The organism is Arthrobacter sp. SLBN-100, from assembly GCF_006715305.1.
GTDB lineage: Bacteria > Actinomycetota > Actinomycetes > Actinomycetales > Micrococcaceae > Arthrobacter.
The window spans coordinates 220,083-240,517 of record NZ_VFMY01000002.1; the positions used below are offsets into that span (position 1 = coordinate 220,083).

Sequence of the window (20,435 nt, forward strand, 5' to 3'; positions counted from 1 at the left end):
GGTCGATGTCATATTGGTCTGCGCGATAGCTTGGTCGCGCGCCAAGTTAGTTTGGTGGTCATCGAGGAAGGGGCCGAACTGGACAGCGCGTTCGAGTTCCACGCGTCTGAATTCAATGAAGCTCCGTGTAAAGGAGTCCGTGACACGCGATGCCCGAGGACTTCCAGCCGGCATTACGATAGATGACCAGCCCCTTGACGAAAATGACGAATCCCGGCCTTATCACCGGCGCTACTGCTGACGTGGCAAGGGATCACCCGGGAGCATTCCCACCAGGGACCAGCACCGCTCGGCCGAGGATCTTGCCGGCCTCTAGGCGTGCGAAGACGTCATTGATCTCCTCTAACGGGAAGCGCTCAATATGCGAGACCAGCGCTCCCCGAGCCGCCATCGACAGCACCTCCTCGAGTTCATTCCGTGATCCCCAGTTGCTCTTCGTGAGTGTCGCCCCTGGAGCGATCCCAAAGAAGGAGAAGGGGACGGAACCTCCGGCCAGCCCCACGAGGACGAAGAGACCCAGTCTCCCGACCACTGCAGTACCCATGGTCATCGTCGCGTCGATCCCGACAAAGTCCAGCACTGCTGCCGCGCCCTGTCCCGCCGTCGCATCCATGATCTTTCCGACCGCATCATCACTGCTCGGGTCTACGACGACATCCGCACCGAGTTGCAGGGCAAGGTCCCGTTTCCTGGCGTCAGTCTCGACCACGATCACCGTTGCCGGGGACAGGAGCTTAAGGAATTGCACGCCGTACTGGCCCAGCCCGCCAGCACCGATCAGAACCGCGCTCGTACCGGGTACGAGATAGGGAAGTGTCTTCTTGACCGCGGAATACGGCGTGAGCGCCGCGTCGGTCAGCGTCGCCGCGTCCACAGGGTCCAAGCCACCCGACGGCAGCAGTTGGCGAATAGAGGGCACGACCATGTACTCCGCATATCCCCCTTCCGGGCCCATGCCGCCCCAGAGGAAGGTATCGCAGAGCTGTTCCTGGCCGCCGAGACAGACGCGGCAGTGCCCGCAGCCCCACCCGCCGAAGACCACCACGGCGTCACCGAGCTCAAAGCCCTGGCCTTCGGTGCCCGGGCCGAAGGCATCGACCCACCCGGCATTTTCATGGCCAAGAGTGTGCGGCAGCGCAACCCCTTGCACCTCACCCGTTTTGATATGCAGATCGGAATGGCATGCCCCTGCGCCCGCGATCCGAATACGGACCTGCCCAGGGCCGGGTTCAGGTACCGGAACGTCGTCCAGCACAAAATCGGAATTCGCAGTATGCAGTCGTGCAGCTTTCATCAGTTTTCTGCTCTCAATGAGATTGCGTTCAGCCTTCTCTGGCTGTACTTACGATTGTCGGGTCAGCGGCTTACATGACGATCAGCACGCTGGTCTCTTGACCGCGGGGAGACCGTGACCAGGTCCTTCAGCCGCGGCTGCCGTGCAGGAAGCGCCCGGCCTCCGGGAGGTACGTGCGCTGGAAATGCAGCCGCTCCACGATGGGCGCGTCGGAGTAGCGGAATAAGTCCAACTGGCCTTCGGCCTGGAGGGACCACGACACCCAAGAGGGAACCACAAAAACATCGCCCCGGACGATCTGGCGCGGTTTACCGTTGAGAACGACCGTTCCCTCGCCGTCGAAGACCTGCCAGATGGAGGATCCCACCTCTTGACGGGTGGCCGTGGCGGTTCTTGCACGCAAACGGTGGAACTCGCAGCGGATGGTGGGCAACACGTCTCCGCCATTGGTGGGATTGGTGTATTTAACCGCGGCATGGCCCGGCTCAACAGTGGCTGGGTGGCCTTCGTCCTCGAGCGTCAACTGCTCGGTCAGAGCGCGGTCGGTGTGCTCCCACCTGTAGGCGGCGATCGGCGTCGAGACGTGTTCTTGCTGGGACACCAGCGGGGTCAGCCCCGGGTGGGCCCACAGTCGTTCTGAGCGGGAGATTTCCGGGGAGGCCTCATCGGTGACCCGCTCAGAGCCGAACTCAAAGAATCCTAGGTCCATGTCGTGGGCGAAAGGAACGTCGAGTCCGTCGATCCACGCCATTGGCCGGTCGGTGTCATTGTGGTGGCCGTGAAAGTTCCACCCGGGGGTCAAGAGCAGGTCGCCTCGACGCATAGCCACGGGATCGCCGTTAACCACGGTCCAAACACCTTCGCCTTCGACGACGAAGCGGAAGGCGTTCTGGGCATGGCGATGTTCGGGAGCGGTCTCGTGCGGCCCGAGCCACTGGATGGCGCACCATAAGGTGGGAGTGGCGTAGGCGGTGGGAGCAAGCCCGGGGTTGGCTAGTCCGATCGCCCGTCGTTCTCCGCCGCGTCCGACGGGCACAAGGTCCCCGGCGCGCTGGGCGACGCTGAGCAGTTCGGACCACTTCCACACGAACGGCACCGCTGACGGCTGCGGGGCCAGGGGCATCAGGTCATTGGTCTGAGTCCACAGGGGTGCCATGGAATTGCGAGTGAAGTCGGCATAGAGCTGATCCAGGGCTTCGCTGGGCTCGGGCTGGCCTTCGGTGGCGTCAAGGGGCGCTTCGGTCACGTCGTGCTGTGTCATGGATTGTCGTCCTTTCAGAAGGGGATGGGCGCCGGGACTCTCTTCCGGCCATAAGCGCGAGGAATGGTCACCCGCCAGGAGCAATGGTCAGCGTTGCCGTCCCGCAAAGGGGCAGCACCAGGACAACTGCCGCGCAAAGGAGCAAAGGCCAAGAAGACTAACTACAGGCCCATATGCTGCTGCTTCTTTGGGCCACTGGAGGTCTACGGTTCCTGCTTTTAGCCGTCCTGAAGAATTCGTACCTCCTGGCGCGCGCCTGGCCTGTCGGCGTAGGCGATAGCTTTGTCTGCGGTTGCCGTCACCTCAAGCGTGCCGATGTTCTCGATTGTGAGCCGTACGGGGGAGCCGTCCTGGAGCGGGCCTACTCCAGCAGGCGTGCCCGTGGCGATGACGTCGCCTGGGTGTAGGGTCATAACGGAGCTGGCGTAGGCCACTAGGGCGGCGACGTCGAAGATCAACTCTGACGTGTTTGTGTCCTGCCGGAGATCCCCGTCCACCCAGCATTGCAACGAGAGGCAGTCGGCGTTACCGACTTCGTCCGAGGTGACAATCCAAGGCCCTAACGGGGTAAAGGTGTCGAAGGATTTGCGGGTGGAGCGGTCCTCGGTGGATCGCACGGTGATGTCCAGAACTCCGGTGTAGCCAAAGACGTAGTCCAAGGCTTCGTCCACTCCGATGTGTCGGGCCTTGCGCCCGATCACGATGGCCAGCTCTCCCTCTTGGTCGGTGCGCTTGTCGGTGTAGGGCAGCTTGATCTGTTCCCCGGGGCCGATGACGGAGGTATTAGCTTTGAGGAAGACACCGTACTCGGCAATGGTCTTCTGCTCGGACATCTCTACCTTGTGATCAAGGTAGTTCACCGGGGCGGCTACGATCTTCCCCGGCCGCGACAGCGGTGCCTTGAGCTGGACGTCATCCAGGGGTTGCTGGGGGCAGGACGAAAGATCGAGCTGCTGCAGTTGCTCCACGGTTCCGCCCTCCTCCAGCCAGGGAAGCCAAGGCCCGCCGTGCCGGCCTGCGCGAGTGGGCAGCTGATCGGTGACGTCGTACACGACCGAGTCAATCACCACGACGGCACGGTCACCGTCAAGTACAGCCAGTTTCATAGCGGTGCTCCTAAGCTTAGGTCCCCGGTGAGATGTGCCAGAGCAGGAATCAACGAAGGCAAGTCCGCGTCCTCTAGGGCAGCAATCAGTTGTTCATCGGTGGCTGTGAAAATACCAGCCTTGGTAGAAAATGGCATAGTTGGCTCCTCCGGACAATATCCGGTTAATGCGCTTATCAGCGTTTGGATCGTCGGGACATCGATATACCGGCGTCGCCAGAAGACGGCACTCCACTTCGATATCTTTAAACTATTTCAAAGAGGACCAGCAGCACCAACGGTTTGTGTGAATGCCAACCATGGCTGGAACAGATACCAAGTGCTCTCTGATAACCCCTCCCAGACTCAGCCTCACCCTGTCGGGCGCCTTTTAGGCGGAAGGGTTCATGATTTCATTGCCGATCTCAAGGAACCGCGATCTCAACCATCGATTGCCTGGGTCCTTGTCGTTGCGGGCATGCCAGTACATGTGCATGCGCACGGAGGGCAATTCAAGAGGTGGAGCGACAGTCCTGAAATTGCCGTCACGAGTGAACTCTTCAGCGAGCTTGTCCTGGAGCAGGCCCACCAGGCTGTTTCTTCGAATCAAAAAGGGAATCACAACGAAATCGTCGACAATGACCTGATCATTCCCAAGGCCTGCGGCAATGATGGAGGAATGGGCATTAGTTGCCATCCCATGATGCTCATACACCACGTGCGGAAACTTCTTGAATGAGTCAGCGTCAAACCGATAGCCCACGAATGGGTGGTCGCGGTCAACAACGCACGTCCATTCCAGTGAAAGGACCTGCTGGTTGGGGTGGGTGATGCCAAACGTGTCAGGAAGCAAAACCAAATCAATGCCTTGGCGCTCCACGAGCTCGTTTCGGGGTTGCCCGATGGGTTCAATCTGAATGACTACCCCTGGCGCTTCGCGCATCAGGCGAGTTACCAGGGGAGCGACAAGCAATACTGCGGCTGCGTTAGCCGTGGCGATACGGAAACGTCTCCGCGAGGAGGCCGCATCGAAAGGAAGATGACCGAGGACTTCCTCCCGGGTGATAGCGAGCATACGAGACAGCGGCTCCTGCAGGGAAGCTGCCCGAGGAGTCACCTGCCACTCTCGTCCGACCCTGATAAGAATGTCGTCATCAAGCAAACGCCGCAACCGTCCGAGCGTGTTGCTCATCGCGGATTGGCTCACGCCCAACTGTTCACCCGCACGTGTCACGTTGCGCTCGTTCAGCAGCGCCTCCAAAGCTACGAGCAGGTTAAGATCAACCCCGTATAGGTTCCTCACGGTGCTCTCCGTTCAAGCAACAATCGAATGCGATCCGCAGCTATGGTCAGCGAAAACATTTGCACAGCCAGAGATCGCCCCGACGGGGATTCCGCGAAGCGTAAGGCCTAGCGTTCCAATGAATGACTGAGTCCAACGTACTGGGTCCAGCAAGGAAATGCGATTGTGCTAGGGCAGGTGGGTTGTTCATAGCCATGAGCAGCAATGGAGTGCCGTCCTGCTTCACGGCGCAGCGCCTGTCCGGCGACCGGGTTGAACCGACGCGGAATATGCAGCCATCCGGCTCGGCTGCTGAAGCTGGGTGAGGTCACCGGGGTAAGAATTCCCTCAGCAGATCAGGAAGCAGACCGTGATCTTGTCCGCTCCGCGCAGAAGTCGATGCGTCGGTTGGACAGCCGTGTTCGATGGGAGCAAGAATCGATTTCCTGGTATCGCATGACGCAGCGTTGCAACTTGGGTGCTTCGATGGGTCGGAGCAGGAAGACCAACCGGATTACTTCCTTGAGCAGGTAGGCCCCGGTGCAGCAGAGTGGAGGTCTTGGCCATCCAGTGGGTGTGGCGGCCTCCATCAATTTGACGGTTCAGGCTTGGCGGGCACAGGATTTGGTCCGGCTGGGCTGTGGGCACGGCGAAGTCCACTTCTGTTCACACCACAGCTGGGAAGCCGTCTCCTGAAAGCCCGGTACAAGCCACATGTGGACCCGCCGCGTGCGCTGATGGAGGCGACCCTGGACTGGTTTTCGGTCAAGCCATATGAAAATGCTCCTTTCGTACCATTTTGGTGGCAGGAGGGGACTGTTCGTTGCGGCGATCCAGCAGGCGCGGACTGAGCTCGCAGCGTTTGGTTCCCCCTGGAACACGGTGGTGGCGCCATGGGGACGGGTGCGGGGTATCTGTCGAGGCATTTCGAGTACGTGCGCAGGCATCCGCAGCGGTTGCGGCCCGATGCGGATGCCTGAAATACCGACGCCGAGGGGATGACCCTGTGACACGAAGCGCGGCGTGAGGCGCTATTTGATTCGCCGCGGGCTTAGATTGTTCGACAGATCCCCGACTCGGATGCGCACGGCGCTTAGGGTTGGGCTGGCTACATCGATACGGTCACGCGGGAATCAAATACCGACGCGAGGGGATGACGCTGTGACACGAAGCGCGGCGTGAGGCGCTATTTGATTCGCCGCGGGCTTAGATTGTTCGACAGATCCCCGACTCGGATGCGCACGGCGCTTAGGGTTGGGCTGGCTACATCGATACGGTCACGCGGGAATATCCCGAAGAGGACGAACTACAAATCGCCGAGGTCATCGATGTGTTTATACAGGTTCTCGTGGAATTAGTGGACAACCAGGGATGACGCCTTGGACGCGTCGGCCGAGCTCGACATACTCAGTCGTGCCACCAGGCCGGACCACTCGGCATGAAAGCCGCAGCTGGGTAGGAGCGAATTCAGATTCAGACATCGGTCGGCACATCCCTCTATCCATCGGTCCGGACCTCGTTTGGAGCCCGCAAGTTGGTGTCGACGTCGCCATATGCGGGGCGAAAGAGTTGCCCATTCCGCCGTTTCGTCTGCACGGCCACTCACGATCGCGCGTTTGACGTCCACCGTGACTTCAGATCCCCGGCTGGGTCAACCCCGGTGCTCTACCTATCCGTCATCATCGCCGCGTCCTACTGAGGAGCGAAGAAATCCGGAAAAGACTTCTTTGGGCTGCCAAGTGAGTCCCTCCAACTGCAAGGAGTCAAGGAGTATCTCGTGGCCGCGGCGGCGGCTCTCGATCTTGAGCCTTTCGCCGTTGCGGGTGTGCACCTTCCGGACCAGAATTTCGGCGAACTCGTTCGATATGACGATCGACTGCTCCGCACAGTCGTCCCCCGGGGCGTCTGTTGCTGTCACAGGATAATCCCGAGATTAGCGGTCGGCAAAATCGTATGGTTGAGATAGACCGTACGTTGCACCAGTCGCCATTGACCGCTCTCGAGGCGAAGTCGGTCCTCACGGCCGGCGGCCAGGAGATCGTACTTGTGCGTATCCCATTGCGACCTGTGAACCAGCAAATTGCTCTTCACGGTCACCTCGTTCCCATCGATTTCGGCCACACGGATGTTGGTAACGAATCGTTTTGTACGGGAAGGGGGATCCTCGGCCCAAGCATGCTCCGTACGCATGCGGTCCACGCGCAATTTGATACCTCTGTAACGATCATTCACGTGGAAACCGTTTGTACTGAATTCTGATACGCCGCGCTGCCTAGTGAGGCGAATTGGGATGACATATTCAATGTCGGTTGATATGCAGCGCTCGAACCAGCCCGAATAATCGTTATTGTCCAGGAGTTCGGCCTCTAAGAAGAGGAATTGTGCACAGGAAAACTCCTTGTGAAGGTCAGTAGAGTTTTCCACTGTCTCGATGTTCATGATTGATCCCGTCGTTTCAGTGTTCGTCGGCCAGTACGTCGCGCCAGTGCTGCCAGAACGCGCGCTGGTTGAATTCCCCGTATCCCGTCGTGCGCGCCAGGCCAGGGCCAGGCCAGTCAGAAACGACCTCATGGTCACTCATTCCATTAAGCCCCATCTGGTAGTTGAGTTTCATGAAGCGTCGAGCGAACGGGGAACTGCCGACCCCCGGGCCACCGCTCCACGCCACAGTGTCGTCTTGCTCGAATAACCCGGCGGCACCAAAATTCTGAACGGATGCCCCCTGCGAAGCGTCTTTGTCCGACTGGTGCGCTGCAGCAACGACCATCGGCCACGACCACACCTCGAACTCTGCCGGTCCCTGTGGCTGCCACTGTCGGAGCGACATGTAACGGATAAACTCACCGTCGCGCTCCCCTGGGGCGAGCGTCTGCACCATGGAAAGATTTGGGAAGACGTTGAATCCGATCATGCTGTACTGTTCGGCGAATTTGCGTTGGTCGTCGGTGAGCCGGTCCAGGTCAAACGTCTCTGCTACCTCAAGCGGGTAGTCAAGGGCGCCGAGGCCGGGAAGCCCTGTCGCCTCTCCCACCAACACCCCGTGGCCGTTCTCCAGCTCAACGAGCTTGACGCCGGCGACAGCGGCTTGCAGATCGCCGGCGACACCGATCTCTTGAGTCGAGGCATGGGCGGTCGTGATGTGGTAACCATCGCCCGAGAAATTGTCGCCACCGGACTTCCAGTTTCCGGGCACAATCCACCGTTGCACCTCACCTGCGACTTCCATGCCTCGCTCGTGCAGACCGAATGTCATATCGAGGTACCAAGCCATGTCGCCGAGGTACTCTCGCAACGAGACGGCATCAGGATCGAGACAGGCGAAGATCAGTCCGTGGTACGTGTCAATATGTGGTGCCTTCTGAAGTCCCCACTTCTCCGGTTCGAGTTTGCGATAGGCGCGCGCACGCGCCGGCGCACCGTTCCATTGACCGGTATTCTTGTAGATCCAACCGTGATAAGGGCATCGGAAGTGCGAAGCGTTGCCCTTCTCAGCGCGGCATACCGGTGCGCCGCGGTGAGCGCAGTGGTTGAGCATCAGCTGGAACTCGCCGTTCTCGTCGCGAGCGAGGATGAACTGGTCTTCGCCGACGTAACGCAGCAGGTAATCACCCGGCTCAGGTATTTCTGATACGTGACCGACGTAAACCCAGCAACGGGTGAAGATTCTATCAAGTTCAGCTGCGTGGACGTCCGGGTCGTTCATCACCTGCGGCGAGAGCATCCCGGCTGCCAGATCGTTATTGACGGTGGCGAGAAGTTGCGCCAACGGTTTCGTAGCTGGTGCGCTTTTCTCGTTCTCGGACAGATTATTCAAGGTTGGCATGGGATTTCTCCTGGATTTCTATGGCGACTGATTCAGTTGGCGAACTGGTTTGCTTCCTTGAGGATGACTGAGCGCGCCCTGTCGGCGAGAAGCCGTCTCACCTGGAGAAGGCTTCGCGAAGCGTTTACGGCCAGCGCCCCGCTCACGATGCCGTCGCGCTCGAAATGTGCAAGATACTTCCGGTCAGCGATGCTTCCTTCGACGACGCGGACATTGTCATCTGGTTGCACCCGGCCGACGATTTCGATCTTGACGCCGTGCTGCTCGGACCAGACGTAAGGCACCGAAGCGAAGGCGCCGCTAGAGGGCGTGTCAAGAAGCGCTCCTGCCACAAAATCGGCTTGCTCTGAGGCACTCGTCCAATGTTCGACACGCGTGTGACTACCCGACACCGGGTCAAACCAGCGCGCAACGTCGCCTGCAGCGAAAACATCAGGCACGGAGGTACGGCCCCGCTGATCACACACGATTCCATCGTGGAGGTCCATCCCCGAGCCGACAAGCCATCCCGTCTCCGGACGCGTCCCGATGCCCACGACGACGACATCAGCATCGATCGTCTCGCCACCGCGCAGCCTTACTCGCTCGACTCGCTGGGCTCCGTCGATGCTCTCGACGCTCTGGTTACAATAGAGGCGGACTCCGGCGTCAAGGTGTATAGAGGCCAACTCCGAGGAAATGTTCGGTCCTAGCGCACGGGCCATCGGTGCCTCGAGTGGCTCGACTATGGATACGTCGCAGCCCATACTGCGGGCAGTGGCGGCGACTTCGCAGCCGATGAACCCGCCCCCGACGATGACGACTCGCGCAGAACTCGACAGGTCTCGCCTCAACGCCAAACTGTCGTCCAGGGTTCGGAGTGTGTGGACACCACGGAGACCACGCCACTCCTCGGGTAGACGCGGAGCCACGCCCGTTGCGATCACCAGTTTGTCGTAAGCGATGGTGGAGCCGTCTTCGAGGGCGATTTCCTTGAGGGACGGATCGAGTGACTCGGCGCGTTGCCCCAGTCGTAGATCGACATCGAGTCCTTCGAACCGCTCAGTGGTGAGCACCATCAGGTCGGCTGCAGCCACGGTTCCGCCCAGCAACCCCTTCGACAAAGGCGGCCGGTTGTACGGCAGATGTGGTTCGGCTCCGACTAAAATTAACTTGCCATCGAATCCCTTGTCGCGCAGTCCCTGTACCGTTCTAGCGCCTGCAATCGAGGCACCCACGACGACAATGCGATCGGGCGAAGCCATCATGCCTCCAGGGAAAGGGCCTGCTCAGGACACTCACGTACGGCCTGCGCGACGTCCGACTGCAAGGTGTCACTGATTTCTTCTTGTAGAAGAAGTATTTTTCCTTTGGCATCTAGGTCAAAGACCGCCGGTGCTACAAAACTGCACGTGCCATACCCGTTGCACTTTTCATAATCGACGACTACTTTCATCATTTCCTCATCTCAAGTTGGGGGAGAATCTTTCGTGTGACAGCGTTGGACACCCTCATTGACCTCCAACTCCGGAGGCCTACGGTCGACGACCTGGCGCTGGTCGGTATCGCGAGTCCCGGCGAAGAAGACTCCACCGGCTGTCTGGATCGGTTTCCCTAAATAGGAACGGCCCAATGCGGTGCTTCTCCGGGTCGGATGGCGTGGTGTTAGGGGATGGGAAGCAGGTCAGTGGGCGCCAGCCATGCTGCTGACGGCGTAGGTCTGGCCGTTGATCCACTGAGTTTCGTCGGAAAAGAGGAAAGCGACCATGGCCGCGATCTCGGCCGGCTCGCCGTATCGCGGTGCGCGTACCGTCGGTAATATCGAATCTCGCAGTTCCTCTGGTACGGAAGCCATCTGGTTTTCCGTGAGAGTGATTCCAGGATCGACGGCATTGGAGCGGATTCCGTCCTTTCCCCATCGTGCTGCGATGTGTCGACTCAGCGCGATAATTCCGCCCTTGGAAGCACCGTAGGCGGCAAACATTGGAAGACCTAGGACGACCCCGGAGGTCATGTGAACGATGCTGCCACCACCCGAATCGAGCATGGCTGGGATTGCATGTCGGCTCGTGTTGAAGTAGCCAAACAGATTCACCTCGATCGTGTGTTTTAGGACGTCAAGTGGTAGCGACACGACGTCACTGTCCCGTCCAAGATTCCCCGGTGAGAGATCGGCGGCAACGTTGTAAAGGCCGTCAATACGATCCCAGCGGTCCGTGGCAGCCGTCATGAGATCCCTGCATGACTCCTCGTCGGCGATGTCGAAGGCAAACGCCTCGGCGATACCGCCCGCGTCGATGATAGATTTCGTTGTCCTGGCGGCGCCGTCGCCGTCAAGGTCGCCAACGAGGACGCGTGCCCCCTCTTTACCAAGGCGTTCGGCGGTTGCTGCACCGAGCCCGTTGGCGCCACCGGCGACGACGATGACCTTGTCCTGTAAACCATGCATGTATGTTCAACCTTTGTTTCTTGGGGGAATAGGGGTTGCTCACCGGACTACTTGCACTACTACTTCACCTCTTAGATGCTTGGCTCTGGGTGCCGGGCGACCTGCAAGGGGAGAGGGTCAAGTATTCAGTGGTTATTTGAGGGAATCACCATCTCCGTTATGTGGAACACGTTCTGAGCTTTACGCTCAGGGTTGAACCTTCCAGAGGTGGGCTAGCGATAAGTGCACCAATCTTCTCTGCAGACACGCCTCGAGTGCCAGGATCCAAGCACCTGTCCCGATCGGCCTTGATCCTCACGGTGTTGATAGTGAGGTAGTGCTGGCTCTCTCGGTGGGGAGCTTCGATGCGGTGTGCCGGACTTTCTCGTCGAATGCGCGCAGGCGGGCCAGCCCAGCTACCTCCCCAGTCTCGTCCGGAGCCAACCACTCATGTTCGAAGTCAACTAGACCTGTATAGCCGCGGGCGATGGCGTTGGCCGCCAGCTCGACCAAGGGTAGAGTCCCTGCGCCGGGCTCGATGCGTCCCGGGGCATCTACGAGTTGGAGGAGGGCGACATGCTCGGCACAGGCTGCGTAGGCTCGAAGGATGTCTCCGTCCATAGCGGCGACGTGTGCGGTGTCGAAGATGAGCCCAAGCGCAGGGTGGTCAGCTCGTTCAATCAGCCGAACGGTGTCCCCTGTGGTCGTTGTCAGCATGCCGGGCAGGGCGACCATCGGCTCAATAGCGAGGGTCATCCCGTGGTCGGCGGCGATGCTCGCCATGGCGTTGAGGTTTGACGCGGTGTCGTCGAGTTGGGACTCGGAATCCCGTTCGGGATCCGCGGTGATCAAGGCCGCGAGAACCGTCGAACCGAGCGAGGCCGCCACGTTCGCGGCCTTGGCGACATGGCGTCCGAGTGCCGCCTTTCCGTCGGCAGTTCCGCTGGTCCAGGGCCCCCCGAATGTCGACTGAAGGGGAACCGCGACGATGCAGCTGCAAGCGAGGTCATTGGAGGAAAGTGCTTGTCGGACCTCTCGAACTTCTTCGGGGGGTCGTTCTGCCGCCCAAGGGTAGAGCACGCCAGACAGGCCGAGCCGGGCGGCGTACTCGATGTTTGGCACCAGAGCAGTCGATCCGGTAGTGGCCGAGAACTGCGGCCGAAAATCGGGCGGTAAATATCCGAGATGGGTGGTGTATGACATTGACCAGGTCATGGATAATTCTCGATTCGGTAGAGGGACGGGCTGGCTGCGGATCTACGAACGTCCGCAGCCAGCGCCGGCTGCCGGGATTAACTGGGCCAGGATCCTTCGATCACCTCGGCCAGGTGGCCAGACTTGGGCGTCCTGTCGCCGACGATCGGGATAACGTTGGTCAGCGCACGGACGATGCGTAGACCGGGCTCCGTGCGCACGTCGAGGACGTAGCTGCCTTCGGATGCAAGCGCCCTCTGGATAGCGGGGATCAGTTGATCCGGCGTATCGACCCGCTCTCCTTCGACTCCGAGGCCACGGGCCACGGTTACAAAGTCGGTGTCTGGCAGGTCGACCCATGGGTTGTCGATGCCCATTGCCTTCGCTGAGGCGCGGTTGGCCAGCAGGCATCCGTTATTGTCGATTATGACGATGACCTTGAGGCCGTGCTCGGCCAAGTTCGAGAGCTCCACGAGGTCGTAGTAAAAGCCCCCGTCGCCGTGGTAGCTAACGACGGTTCGCTCGGGGGCGGCGAGCTTCGCGCCGATGGCGACTGGAAGACTCGCCCCAAGGGACATGTAGCGCCCGCCGGTCGCCAGCGGGGTCACGGTTTTGTACTGGAACGCTCGGTACATGGCGAACGCGTTGCCGCCGGAGTCCGCCACGACCAAGGTATCCTCAGGCAGCTGCTCAGATAGTGTGCGGATGAGGAAGTACTGGTTGATGGGCACCTCGGTGCCGTCGAACCAAGCGTCCATCTCCGTTAGCCATTCGCTCTTAGACGCAGTTACCTGGGCCCTCCACGGGATCAGGCTAGACGACAGTTCGTCGTTGGCCTGCTGCCGGGCATAGGTCAGCAACTGCTTGATGAAGACCTTCGCATCGGCGACCACGCCGACAGTGGGCTGAAAAATCTTAGCGATTTCGCGTGGGTCGGAGTCGACGTGGATGACGTCGGTCGGCTTCTCGAGGGTCCAGGATCCGGTGCTCATCTGAGTGAAGGAAGTGCCGATGGCGAGCCACAAGTCGGAGTGCTGTAGCGCGTCGTTTCCGGAGCGCCAACCGAAGTTGCCCGATGCCCCGGCATAGAGCTCGTGGTCGTCCGGGAGAACCCCGCGGCCACCCCAGGAGGTGGATACAACCGGCACTCCAAGAAGTTCGGCCAATTCCCTCAGCTCGTCAGCGGCATCGGATACGTGCACACCCGCCCCAATGTAAATTACCGGGCGCTCTGCGTTCTGCAGAAGCTTCCAGATACGTACTACATCCTCCTCCTGCGCGGCAGAGGGACTCGGGAACTCCAGCTTCTCGACCTTCATGGTGGTGGTCTGGAACATCGCTGTCTGAGCAAGATCGAGAACCGCCGGGCCGAACCGTCCCGTGCTGGCTTCTTTTACCGCCTGACGGACGATGACGGGAAGATCAGCCGCGTCGGTAACCTTTTTGATGTACTTCGAGAGCGGCTTCAACGCTGGATAGAGCTCCACTGCATCCTGCAACATGTCGCGAGCTTCGAGGGCAGGTGGGTTGTTCATAGCCATAAGCAGCAATGGAGTGCCGTCCTGCTTCGCGGCGTAAACGACGGGAGCAGTGTGCAGGGCACCGACGACCCAGCTCACCACGGCCGATGCCGCCCGCCGCTTTACCCGGTTATATCCGTAAGACATCCAGGCAGCGGTGATTTCAGTCCGGCCCCCGAAATCAGCCAATCCCCGCGAAAACAGACTCTGCGTGAGTGAAGGGACCGACCCACCCGTGTAACCAAATACAATTTCCACTCCGGAGGCGACGAGTGCATCAGCGATTGCCTCGGAGCCTTGTCGGACGACTACGTCAGAGGTTGGGGAGGGGACATCCGCGTCCACCGGGCTAGTTGTCTCAATAGTCATGTGCACTCCTGCTTGTTGGTTATCAGTCGAAGGGATCGCTGAGCCGATCGCCGGCCATAGCGGGCCGGTCGCGCTTGGTTTCCGCGAGGGAATGAAAGGGACGATGGAGGTGTCGGCGAACCGAAGTCCAGTGGCCCCGCCTTATGTGTCACCAGCTTGGAGGAGCAGCACCGCTCTGTTGCTCCGCTCGCTCAGATTCAGAACCCCGCTCGTCTTCGTGCGGGGTGGTTGAAAAGAAGTTGTTGTGATGGGGGTTGAGAAAAAGCTTAGCGAACTTTGACTCCAAGTCAATAGGTGATCAAGTTCACTTTGGGATGTTCGCGAAAGGAGTTTACAGAGCTGGGACATCCTGGGTGACGTGATGATCAGTCGTATTGGGGATCGCCGACTGTTCCGCGGGAGTTCTAACTGAGGCGCCATACTGGTTAGCGAGCGGTGTGCCCGAGGAATCATGTCAAGATGCCCGCCTCGGTTGCTTCGTGGAGTCGTTTGATTTTTGCCCGGATGGCCGGCCGTGTTTTGAGGCCTTGTTTGGCGGTGCTGACGGTGCCCGGTGACGGCCCCGGTGCGCTGGAGGTGGCTGGCGGATCGTATTCTTGCTGACTTTGGCGCTGGCCGGACGTTCGCGACGAGTTTTTGCTGCGGCACAAGTTTGTTGGTCAGCAGTCTTTGCAGCAGTGGTAGCCGGCGGTCTGGCGGATGATGTGCCAGTTCTTCTGCTCCACGTGGGCACCGTCGTTCTTGTTCCCGGACCGGGACCGGGTGAACGCGAGTGCCTCCTGTTCCCACCAGCGTAAAAGCTCCTAGTTGATGAACTCTGAGCAGGTGTCCGAGTCGATGCCCAGGACCGGAAAAGGGGCACAAAGCGGTGGCATCTTTGATGGCGGCGAACACCCATTTCTGGGCCTTGTTCCTGCCGAGCGGCTTCCGTCCAATCGGTCGCGATGTCGGTGATATCAAAGGGTGAAGCAGAACTTCCCAAGGGTGTTTGAATGAGTGGGCAAGCGCGTTGACTCATCGAAAGCGCCATGGCTCACAGTGCCGACGCGGCAGGGCGCCGTCCCGGCGGCCATGCCGCTACGCGGGCATCTTTGATTACTATGACCCCAGTCCCGGTTAACCCGGCCGACACGTCGAACACGTAGAGTGGGTTCATGCGCAGTCAGGATAGTCCCCGTATTGCAACGAGAGCGCAAGCCCGCAGAGAGGCCATCGTCGAGGTCGCGATGGCGCAGTTTTCTGAGCGCCGATACGAAGAAGTCTTCATAGACGACGTATGTCGTGAGGCGGGAATCGCACACGGACTTGTGTCGTACTACTTTGGCGGAAAACGCGGGTTGTTCACTGCCGCCGTCGAGAAGGCCTGGCAGGAAATGCTCGAATATGAAAAGCCGCATGAGGGCGAAGTCACCGCTACGGATAAAATCAATGGCTACATTCGCCGCCACTTCGAGTACGTGCACGGCAATCCGAAGCGCTTCACAATCCTCATGCACAGTGACAGCGGTGACTCAAGGATTCGCGAGATCGCGCACGCCGCCCGGGACACCGCCGTGGCGCAGCTCATGACCAGCATCGGCTGCCCCGTCAGTCCACCGCCGAGACTACGACTGGCGATAAAGGGGTGGGCTGGGTTCCTGGACAGCGCAACGCTAGATTGGGTGGCCCATGAGACGTGCCCCATTGAAGAAGTTACCGAAATCTGCAGGGAAACACTCATGGCAGCCGTTGGGGTTGCGATCGGCGATCGCGACGGAGAAATGACAGAAGAGCAGACTTTGCGCCAGGTCGCAAGAATCGCGTAGCTCGATCTGATTAGCGTCGACACGGAAGCGGAGGCTTCATTGAACCGGACCTTGGCTGACCATTTCTGCGTACGGAACTTTTTGAGGGAAAGGCCGCTAGACGATATGTAGCAGGAAGTGACCGCTCCGGCGGTCTGGTCCTTCAAAAGGCCCATTGTCGCCGGACTGATTCCGATGCTGATGGCGCTCTGTCAGAAGGCCGACGAAGTGTGGTCCGGAAGGTCTGCCTCCTGCCACCGTCCTCAAAGTCGTTGACCAGGCAGGCACAACGGCTTCGGCCGGGCCCTTTTCCTGCTGCGCTCAGGGATCGCCCCAGTGGTCGCGGCGCCCGTCCGGATAACGGGTGAAAAAAGCGTTGTCAAAAAATGCGCTGCAGCTGGCCCGGCTGCCGAAGCTGGGTGAGGTCGGGGTAAGAATTCCCTCAGTAAATCAGGAAGCAGCCCGTAACTATTCCGCTCCCGCGAAGACGTCCGCGGAACCCTACAGCGTTCCCGGCACCGGATCTCCGAGTTCTCATTGCGTCAAGGCGTCCTTTTTCGGCGGGTATGGCTGGACAGGCGTTCATGAACTGTGGCTGTCCGCCAACACTTCGGTGCACCGGTAGGAGAGTGGACCTATGGATTGTCGGTGACGATCGAAAAGTGAGCCATTGGTGACGGTTGAAAACTGGGCTACCCGTTCCAAACGATTGGGTGGGTGATCACAGTGGAGGATTGTGCGCTTATTCGGCGGTTCCCTGTGGCCGAGGGTGAATCGTATGAGGTCGATGGTGCCGCGGTTGGGGATCTCCAGGGATACGGTCGCGAAGGCAGCCACTTCTGACGGTCCTCCAGGGCGCTGTTCCGCAGCGCCTGATCTGGGATAACGAAACCTCCATCGGCCGCCGGAACACCTACGCCACTGAGAGTCGCGGGTGTTCGCCGGGGTCTTGGCCACCCGGATCGTGCAGGTAAAACCCTACGACCCGGAAAGCAGGGCGTGGTCGAGCGGACCAACCAGTCATGGAAACGCCGTTCCTGCCGGGCGGGTCTTCAGCTCACCAGAGGACTTCAACCTCCAGCTCGCGCAGTGGCCGCCGACGGCCAACGCCCGGCTCCACAAGCTTACTGGCACCCGCTTGGACCTGCTGGCTGCGGACAAAGCGGCAATGCTGGCGCTGCCTCCCGTTCCACCGGTTATTGGGTTCACTTCACGGGTCCGGCTCCCTGAGGACTACTACGTCCGGATGGGATCCAACGACTACTTCTCCGTTCACCCAGAAGCCATCGCCTCTTCGTCGACGTCACCGTCGACCTCGGAACCGTCACGATCACCCTGGACGCCAGGCCCGTCGGCACCCACCCCCGGTTCTGAGGAACCGGACTCACCATCGACCCAGACCACGTTGAGGCGGTAAAGTCACTGCGGATGGCCTTCAAAATCCCGGTGGGTGAACCAACCGGGCTGCCCGACCTGGCCGACTACGACCGGGCATTCGGCGTCATGTTAGACGATGGCAGGTCGCTTATTGGCCGAGGCTAAGAAAACCAATGGCCGGACCAGTACTACTCCCGGGCGATAGAAGCACCTCGGATCCGTGAAGCAGCAACCGGCTCGCTTACCTTGCCCGTGAAGGCTGCTGGACCCGCGAGCAATACCTCGCCGGTGTCCTGTCCGGCCCCGGGCCGCCGGGTTCCCGGCCTGGAAGTCACTCGAGGACTTCAACTTCGATCACCAGCCCGGCCTTAAAAGTGACGCCACGCGCACCTGGCCCCGGCCTGAACTCACGCACCTCCCAGCTAGTACGTCTGGAACAGCGTGGCGTAAGTAAAGGGCGGGGCCTCCGGTATCAATTTTGGGCTACCACACTCATCGACGCCCGGAGGCCCCCGTGTCCTACGTTGCCCATGCCAATCCGAACTGACATCCAGGGTCAGTTGTGCCGGACTAGAACTCCACCATCGACAACAAAAACAGCGCCTGTGATAAAGGAGGACGCAGGGGAAGATAGCAGGAGTGCGAGCCCCTCGATTTCTTCCGGCTGGGCCAGTCGACCCAATGCCGTTGCCCGGCGGAGTTCGGCGAGCATGTCATCGTTCCCAGGATTGTTGCGCCCAATTGCCGTCAAGAACGACCCAGGTGCGATGGCGTTGACGTTTATCCGCCGCGCCGCCAATTCTGCCGCTGCATTGCGCACTAAGTGAGAAACGGCAGCCTTCGACGCTGAGTACGCGTAGCCCACAAGCGGATCCGCGCGGTGTCCTGCGATGGAGGAGGTGACTACGATGCGGCCTCCGTCATTCATCCGCGCGGCTCCTGCGCGGATCGTGTGCATGGTGCCCGTCAAATTCGTCTCAATTACCCGCTGCCAGCGTTCGTCGTCAACGTTCTCTAGGGTGCCGACCCCGAATTCACGCCCGAGGCCGGCGGATATTCCCGCATTCGCAAACACTATGTCGAGTCCGTCGCTCCATTCTGCCGCTGCCTGAACTGCCGCTTCGACCGCAGAGCGATCACGGATGTCGGCCGTCACTCCCCGTACGGAGCATCCTTCGTTTGCTAGAGCTTCCACGGCCCCGTCAAGGGCTTCTGAGTCTAGGTCAGCCAGCACCACCCGCGCGCCGTTTCGGGCCAGCACGCGGGCGAATGCCAGACCGAGCCCAGACGCTGCCCCTGTAACCAAGGCGCCTCGACCGGCCACGTCGAACATTCGCGCTGGATCGGAATTGTGGTGAGCCGTGGTCACTGCGGCTTCCCTTCACCTAAGTCGACTAAGCGCCGGAAATTCCGGGTGCGACTGTCGGTCGTTTCGTTCTCCTCATCGAACATCACTTCGGCAGTCGCTCTATCGTGCCTGGTTGTCATCAAAGAACGCGCTAATCCGCTCGCCCACCATGAAGGCGGTCGCGTTCGGCCCGCGCGAGGTGATCTCAGGGTAGATCGAAGTGTCGGCGACTCGTACGCCTTGGAGGCCGTGCACCCGCCCGAATTGGTCGACCACTGCGGTGCGGTCAGACTCGGGACCCATGCGACACGTGCACGATGGGTGACCCACCCCAAATAGATTCGACCGAATCCAGGTGTCTGCGGCTTGGTCACCTTCGATATCGGACTTGGCGAGGTTCAGCATGCGCCCCCCAATTTCCTTCATCGCTTTCCCGTCAAACAGCTCAGCCGCGGTCCTCACGGCTTCTCGAAGACGACGAAGATCGCTTTCCTCGGCGAGCAGGTTCCAGTTCAGGTCTGGCTGTTCGTACGGATCGGCGGACTTCAGCGAAAGCTTTCCTCGGCTGTCTTGCTGTTGGAGGATGATCACGATCATGGGATTACCGATTGTTGCATCCTGAACATCCCGAGGCAGCCCCATCATGTCGCCAACCGAGGAAACAAACGGCAGCAGCTCAAGATCTCCTTCTCTGCTGGACCCATACGACGTCCAGTTCAGGGCGCTCGTCATGACGCCGCTACCCGGAATATACGGAGACCTGCCATCAAATTCGTACTGCAGGGCCAGCTGTGGGTGGTCTGTGAGGTTCATCCCGACGCCTGGCAGATCCTGAACCACTTCAATACCCAGCTCCCGGAGTTGATCCGCCGGACCGACACCGGAAAGCAAGAGAATCTGCGGGGAGCGGAGTGCGCCAGCAGATATCACGGTCTCCGCTGCTCGGAACTCACGACGCTCACCGGCGACGTCAGCTTCAACACCAACACATACCTTCCCCTCGAAGAGAAGCCTGAGTACGCGGGCATTGCCTTGGACTGTGAGATTCTGCCGTTGCATCGCTGGTAGAACGTATGAGTAGCCTGCACTCGCACGATTTTTGCCGTCGATATTCAGCGGGACGGGTCCAACGCCATCCGCGCCTACTTCGTTCTTATCGGGCACATCCGCGTGGCCTAAGTCTTGACAGGCCGCGGAAAACGCCTGAGTGAATTCAGGCGCTCTATCAGCGGGCTCGCGACGCACCGTGACAGGCCCCTGCTTTCCATGGGCGTCTCCTCCGAAATCAAGATCATTCTCGAGCTTTTTGAAGTACGGGAGGACCTCCTCATACGACCAGGCGCTATTCCCCCACGAGGCCCACCGGTCAAAGTCATTCTTTGTACCCCGCTGGAAGTATGCCAGGTTCACAGCGCCGGAACCTCCGATGCCGCTGCCACGCGCCACCATCGCTTCCCGGCCCGGCATCAGGGTCCCTCCTACTTGATAGTTGTGAGGGCCACCCGGGATGATTCCGTTCAAGCTTGACGGATCGAGAACAGCCTCCGGAAATTTACTAAGGTCACCGTCATATACGTCACCTGCCTCCAACAGCAGGACTGACCTTGTGGTGCGTTCACTCAATCGGGCGGCCAGAACCGAGCCGCTTGAACCTGAGCCAACCACGATTACGTCGTACTCAACCATGTTAAT

The 20,435-nt window shown here is 60.0% G+C and carries 16 protein-coding genes; 2 read left to right on the top strand and 14 right to left on the bottom strand.

The window, feature by feature from the left end; translation table 11 throughout:
• Window positions 1-253: 253 nt before the first annotated feature.
• From FBY31_RS22240 to FBY31_RS22300, 12 genes are all read right to left on the bottom strand, one after another.
• Complete coding sequence (locus tag FBY31_RS22240) at window positions 254-1,294, bottom strand: NAD(P)-dependent alcohol dehydrogenase (RefSeq protein WP_142045980.1); 1,041 nt, start codon at window positions 1,292-1,294, stop codon at window positions 254-256.
• A gap of 127 nt (window positions 1,295-1,421) precedes the next feature.
• The gene (locus tag FBY31_RS22245; protein ID WP_142045982.1) at window positions 1,422-2,555 is read right to left on the bottom strand and encodes a cupin domain-containing protein; all 1,134 of its coding nucleotides are present in this window, start codon (window positions 2,553-2,555) and stop codon (window positions 1,422-1,424) included.
• Window positions 2,556-2,773: 218 nt separating this feature from the next.
• A complete protein-coding gene (locus FBY31_RS22250; protein WP_142045984.1) occupies window positions 2,774-3,661 on the bottom strand; it encodes a fumarylacetoacetate hydrolase family protein in 888 nt (295 codons plus the stop codon).
• Window positions 3,662-4,030: 369 nt separating this feature from the next.
• Window positions 4,031-4,942: a LysR family transcriptional regulator gene (locus FBY31_RS22255; RefSeq protein WP_142045986.1), complete on the bottom strand. Its 912-nt coding sequence runs from the start codon at window positions 4,940-4,942 to the stop codon at window positions 4,031-4,033.
• Between the two features lie 1,648 nt (window positions 4,943-6,590).
• Window positions 6,591-6,839 (bottom strand): dihydrodiol dehydrogenase, encoded by a 249-nt coding sequence (locus FBY31_RS22265; RefSeq protein WP_200833501.1) that lies wholly within the window; start codon window positions 6,837-6,839, stop codon window positions 6,591-6,593.
• The gene (locus tag FBY31_RS22270) at window positions 6,836-7,360 is read right to left on the bottom strand and encodes an aromatic-ring-hydroxylating dioxygenase subunit beta (RefSeq protein WP_142045988.1); all 525 of its coding nucleotides are present in this window, start codon (window positions 7,358-7,360) and stop codon (window positions 6,836-6,838) included. The genes FBY31_RS22265 and FBY31_RS22270 overlap by 4 nt, the downstream gene beginning before the upstream one ends.
• A 16-nt stretch (window positions 7,361-7,376) precedes the next feature.
• Window positions 7,377-8,744 carry an aromatic ring-hydroxylating oxygenase subunit alpha gene (locus tag FBY31_RS22275; RefSeq protein ID WP_142045990.1) on the bottom strand — a complete coding sequence of 456 codons (1,368 nt, stop codon included), beginning with the start codon at window positions 8,742-8,744 and terminating at the stop codon, window positions 7,377-7,379.
• Window positions 8,745-8,776: 32 nt separating this feature from the next.
• A complete protein-coding gene (locus FBY31_RS22280; RefSeq protein ID WP_160142516.1) occupies window positions 8,777-9,988 on the bottom strand; it encodes an NAD(P)/FAD-dependent oxidoreductase in 1,212 nt (403 codons plus the stop codon).
• Window positions 9,988-10,182 (bottom strand): ferredoxin, encoded by a 195-nt coding sequence (locus FBY31_RS22285; RefSeq protein WP_142045994.1) that lies wholly within the window; start codon window positions 10,180-10,182, stop codon window positions 9,988-9,990. The genes FBY31_RS22280 and FBY31_RS22285 overlap by 1 nt, the downstream gene beginning before the upstream one ends.
• A 225-nt stretch (window positions 10,183-10,407) precedes the next feature.
• Window positions 10,408-11,172, bottom strand: a complete 765-nt coding sequence (locus FBY31_RS22290) for an SDR family NAD(P)-dependent oxidoreductase (RefSeq protein ID WP_142045996.1) — start codon at window positions 11,170-11,172, stop codon at window positions 10,408-10,410.
• A 294-nt stretch (window positions 11,173-11,466) separates the two neighbouring features.
• Window positions 11,467-12,273: a sugar phosphate isomerase/epimerase family protein gene (locus FBY31_RS22295; RefSeq protein ID WP_160142517.1), complete on the bottom strand. Its 807-nt coding sequence runs from the start codon at window positions 12,271-12,273 to the stop codon at window positions 11,467-11,469.
• Between the two features lie 170 nt (window positions 12,274-12,443).
• A complete protein-coding gene (locus tag FBY31_RS22300) occupies window positions 12,444-14,234 on the bottom strand; it encodes a thiamine pyrophosphate-binding protein (RefSeq protein WP_142046000.1) in 1,791 nt (596 codons plus the stop codon).
• 1,154 nt (window positions 14,235-15,388) lie between these two features.
• Here FBY31_RS22300 and FBY31_RS22305 point away from each other — a divergent pair.
• Both FBY31_RS22305 and FBY31_RS23890 read left to right on the top strand, forming a co-directional pair.
• Window positions 15,389-16,039, top strand: a complete 651-nt coding sequence (locus tag FBY31_RS22305) for a TetR/AcrR family transcriptional regulator (protein WP_142046002.1) — start codon at window positions 15,389-15,391, stop codon at window positions 16,037-16,039.
• 1,147 nt (window positions 16,040-17,186) lie between these two features.
• Entirely contained in the window at window positions 17,187-17,435 is a 249-nt protein-coding gene (locus tag FBY31_RS23890; RefSeq protein ID WP_442858225.1) for a Mu transposase domain-containing protein, read from the top strand.
• A 516-nt stretch (window positions 17,436-17,951) separates the two neighbouring features.
• Here FBY31_RS23890 and FBY31_RS22320 read toward each other — a convergent pair.
• A complete protein-coding gene (locus FBY31_RS22320) occupies window positions 17,952-18,728 on the bottom strand; it encodes an SDR family NAD(P)-dependent oxidoreductase (protein WP_142046007.1) in 777 nt (258 codons plus the stop codon).
• A gap of 135 nt (window positions 18,729-18,863) precedes the next feature.
• Window positions 18,864-20,429, bottom strand: coding sequence for a mycofactocin dehydrogenase MftG (gene mftG, locus FBY31_RS22325; RefSeq protein WP_160142518.1), 1,566 nt, complete (start codon window positions 20,427-20,429; stop codon window positions 18,864-18,866).
• Window positions 20,430-20,435: the final 6 nt, after the last annotated feature.

Bases quoted from the DNA above. Each gene is read 5' to 3' on its own strand.
- FBY31_RS22240 (WP_142045980.1), bottom strand. From the start codon at position 1,294: ATGAAAGCTGCACGACTGCATACTGCGAATTCCGATTTTGTGCTGGAC.
- FBY31_RS22245 (WP_142045982.1), bottom strand. From the start codon at position 2,555: ATGACACAGCACGACGTGACCGAAGCGCCCCTTGACGCCACCGAAGGC.
- FBY31_RS22250 (WP_142045984.1), bottom strand. From the start codon at position 3,661: ATGAAACTGGCTGTACTTGACGGTGACCGTGCCGTCGTGGTGATTGAC.
- FBY31_RS22270 (WP_142045988.1), bottom strand. From the start codon at position 7,360: ATGAACATCGAGACAGTGGAAAACTCTACTGACCTTCACAAGGAGTTT.
- FBY31_RS22275 (WP_142045990.1), bottom strand. From the start codon at position 8,744: ATGCCAACCTTGAATAATCTGTCCGAGAACGAGAAAAGCGCACCAGCT.
- FBY31_RS22280 (WP_160142516.1), bottom strand. From the start codon at position 9,988: ATGGCTTCGCCCGATCGCATTGTCGTCGTGGGTGCCTCGATTGCAGGC.
- FBY31_RS22285 (WP_142045994.1), bottom strand. From the start codon at position 10,182: ATGATGAAAGTAGTCGTCGATTATGAAAAGTGCAACGGGTATGGCACG.
- FBY31_RS22290 (WP_142045996.1), bottom strand. From the start codon at position 11,172: ATGCATGGTTTACAGGACAAGGTCATCGTCGTCGCCGGTGGCGCCAAC.
- FBY31_RS22300 (WP_142046000.1), bottom strand. From the start codon at position 14,234: ATGACTATTGAGACAACTAGCCCGGTGGACGCGGATGTCCCCTCCCCA.
- FBY31_RS22305 (WP_142046002.1), top strand. From the start codon at position 15,389: ATGCGCAGTCAGGATAGTCCCCGTATTGCAACGAGAGCGCAAGCCCGC.
- FBY31_RS23890 (WP_442858225.1), top strand. From the start codon at position 17,187: ATGCTGGCGCTGCCTCCCGTTCCACCGGTTATTGGGTTCACTTCACGG.
- FBY31_RS22320 (WP_142046007.1), bottom strand. From the start codon at position 18,728: ATGTTCGACGTGGCCGGTCGAGGCGCCTTGGTTACAGGGGCAGCGTCT.
- mftG (WP_160142518.1), bottom strand. From the start codon at position 20,429: ATGGTTGAGTACGACGTAATCGTGGTTGGCTCAGGTTCAAGCGGCTCG.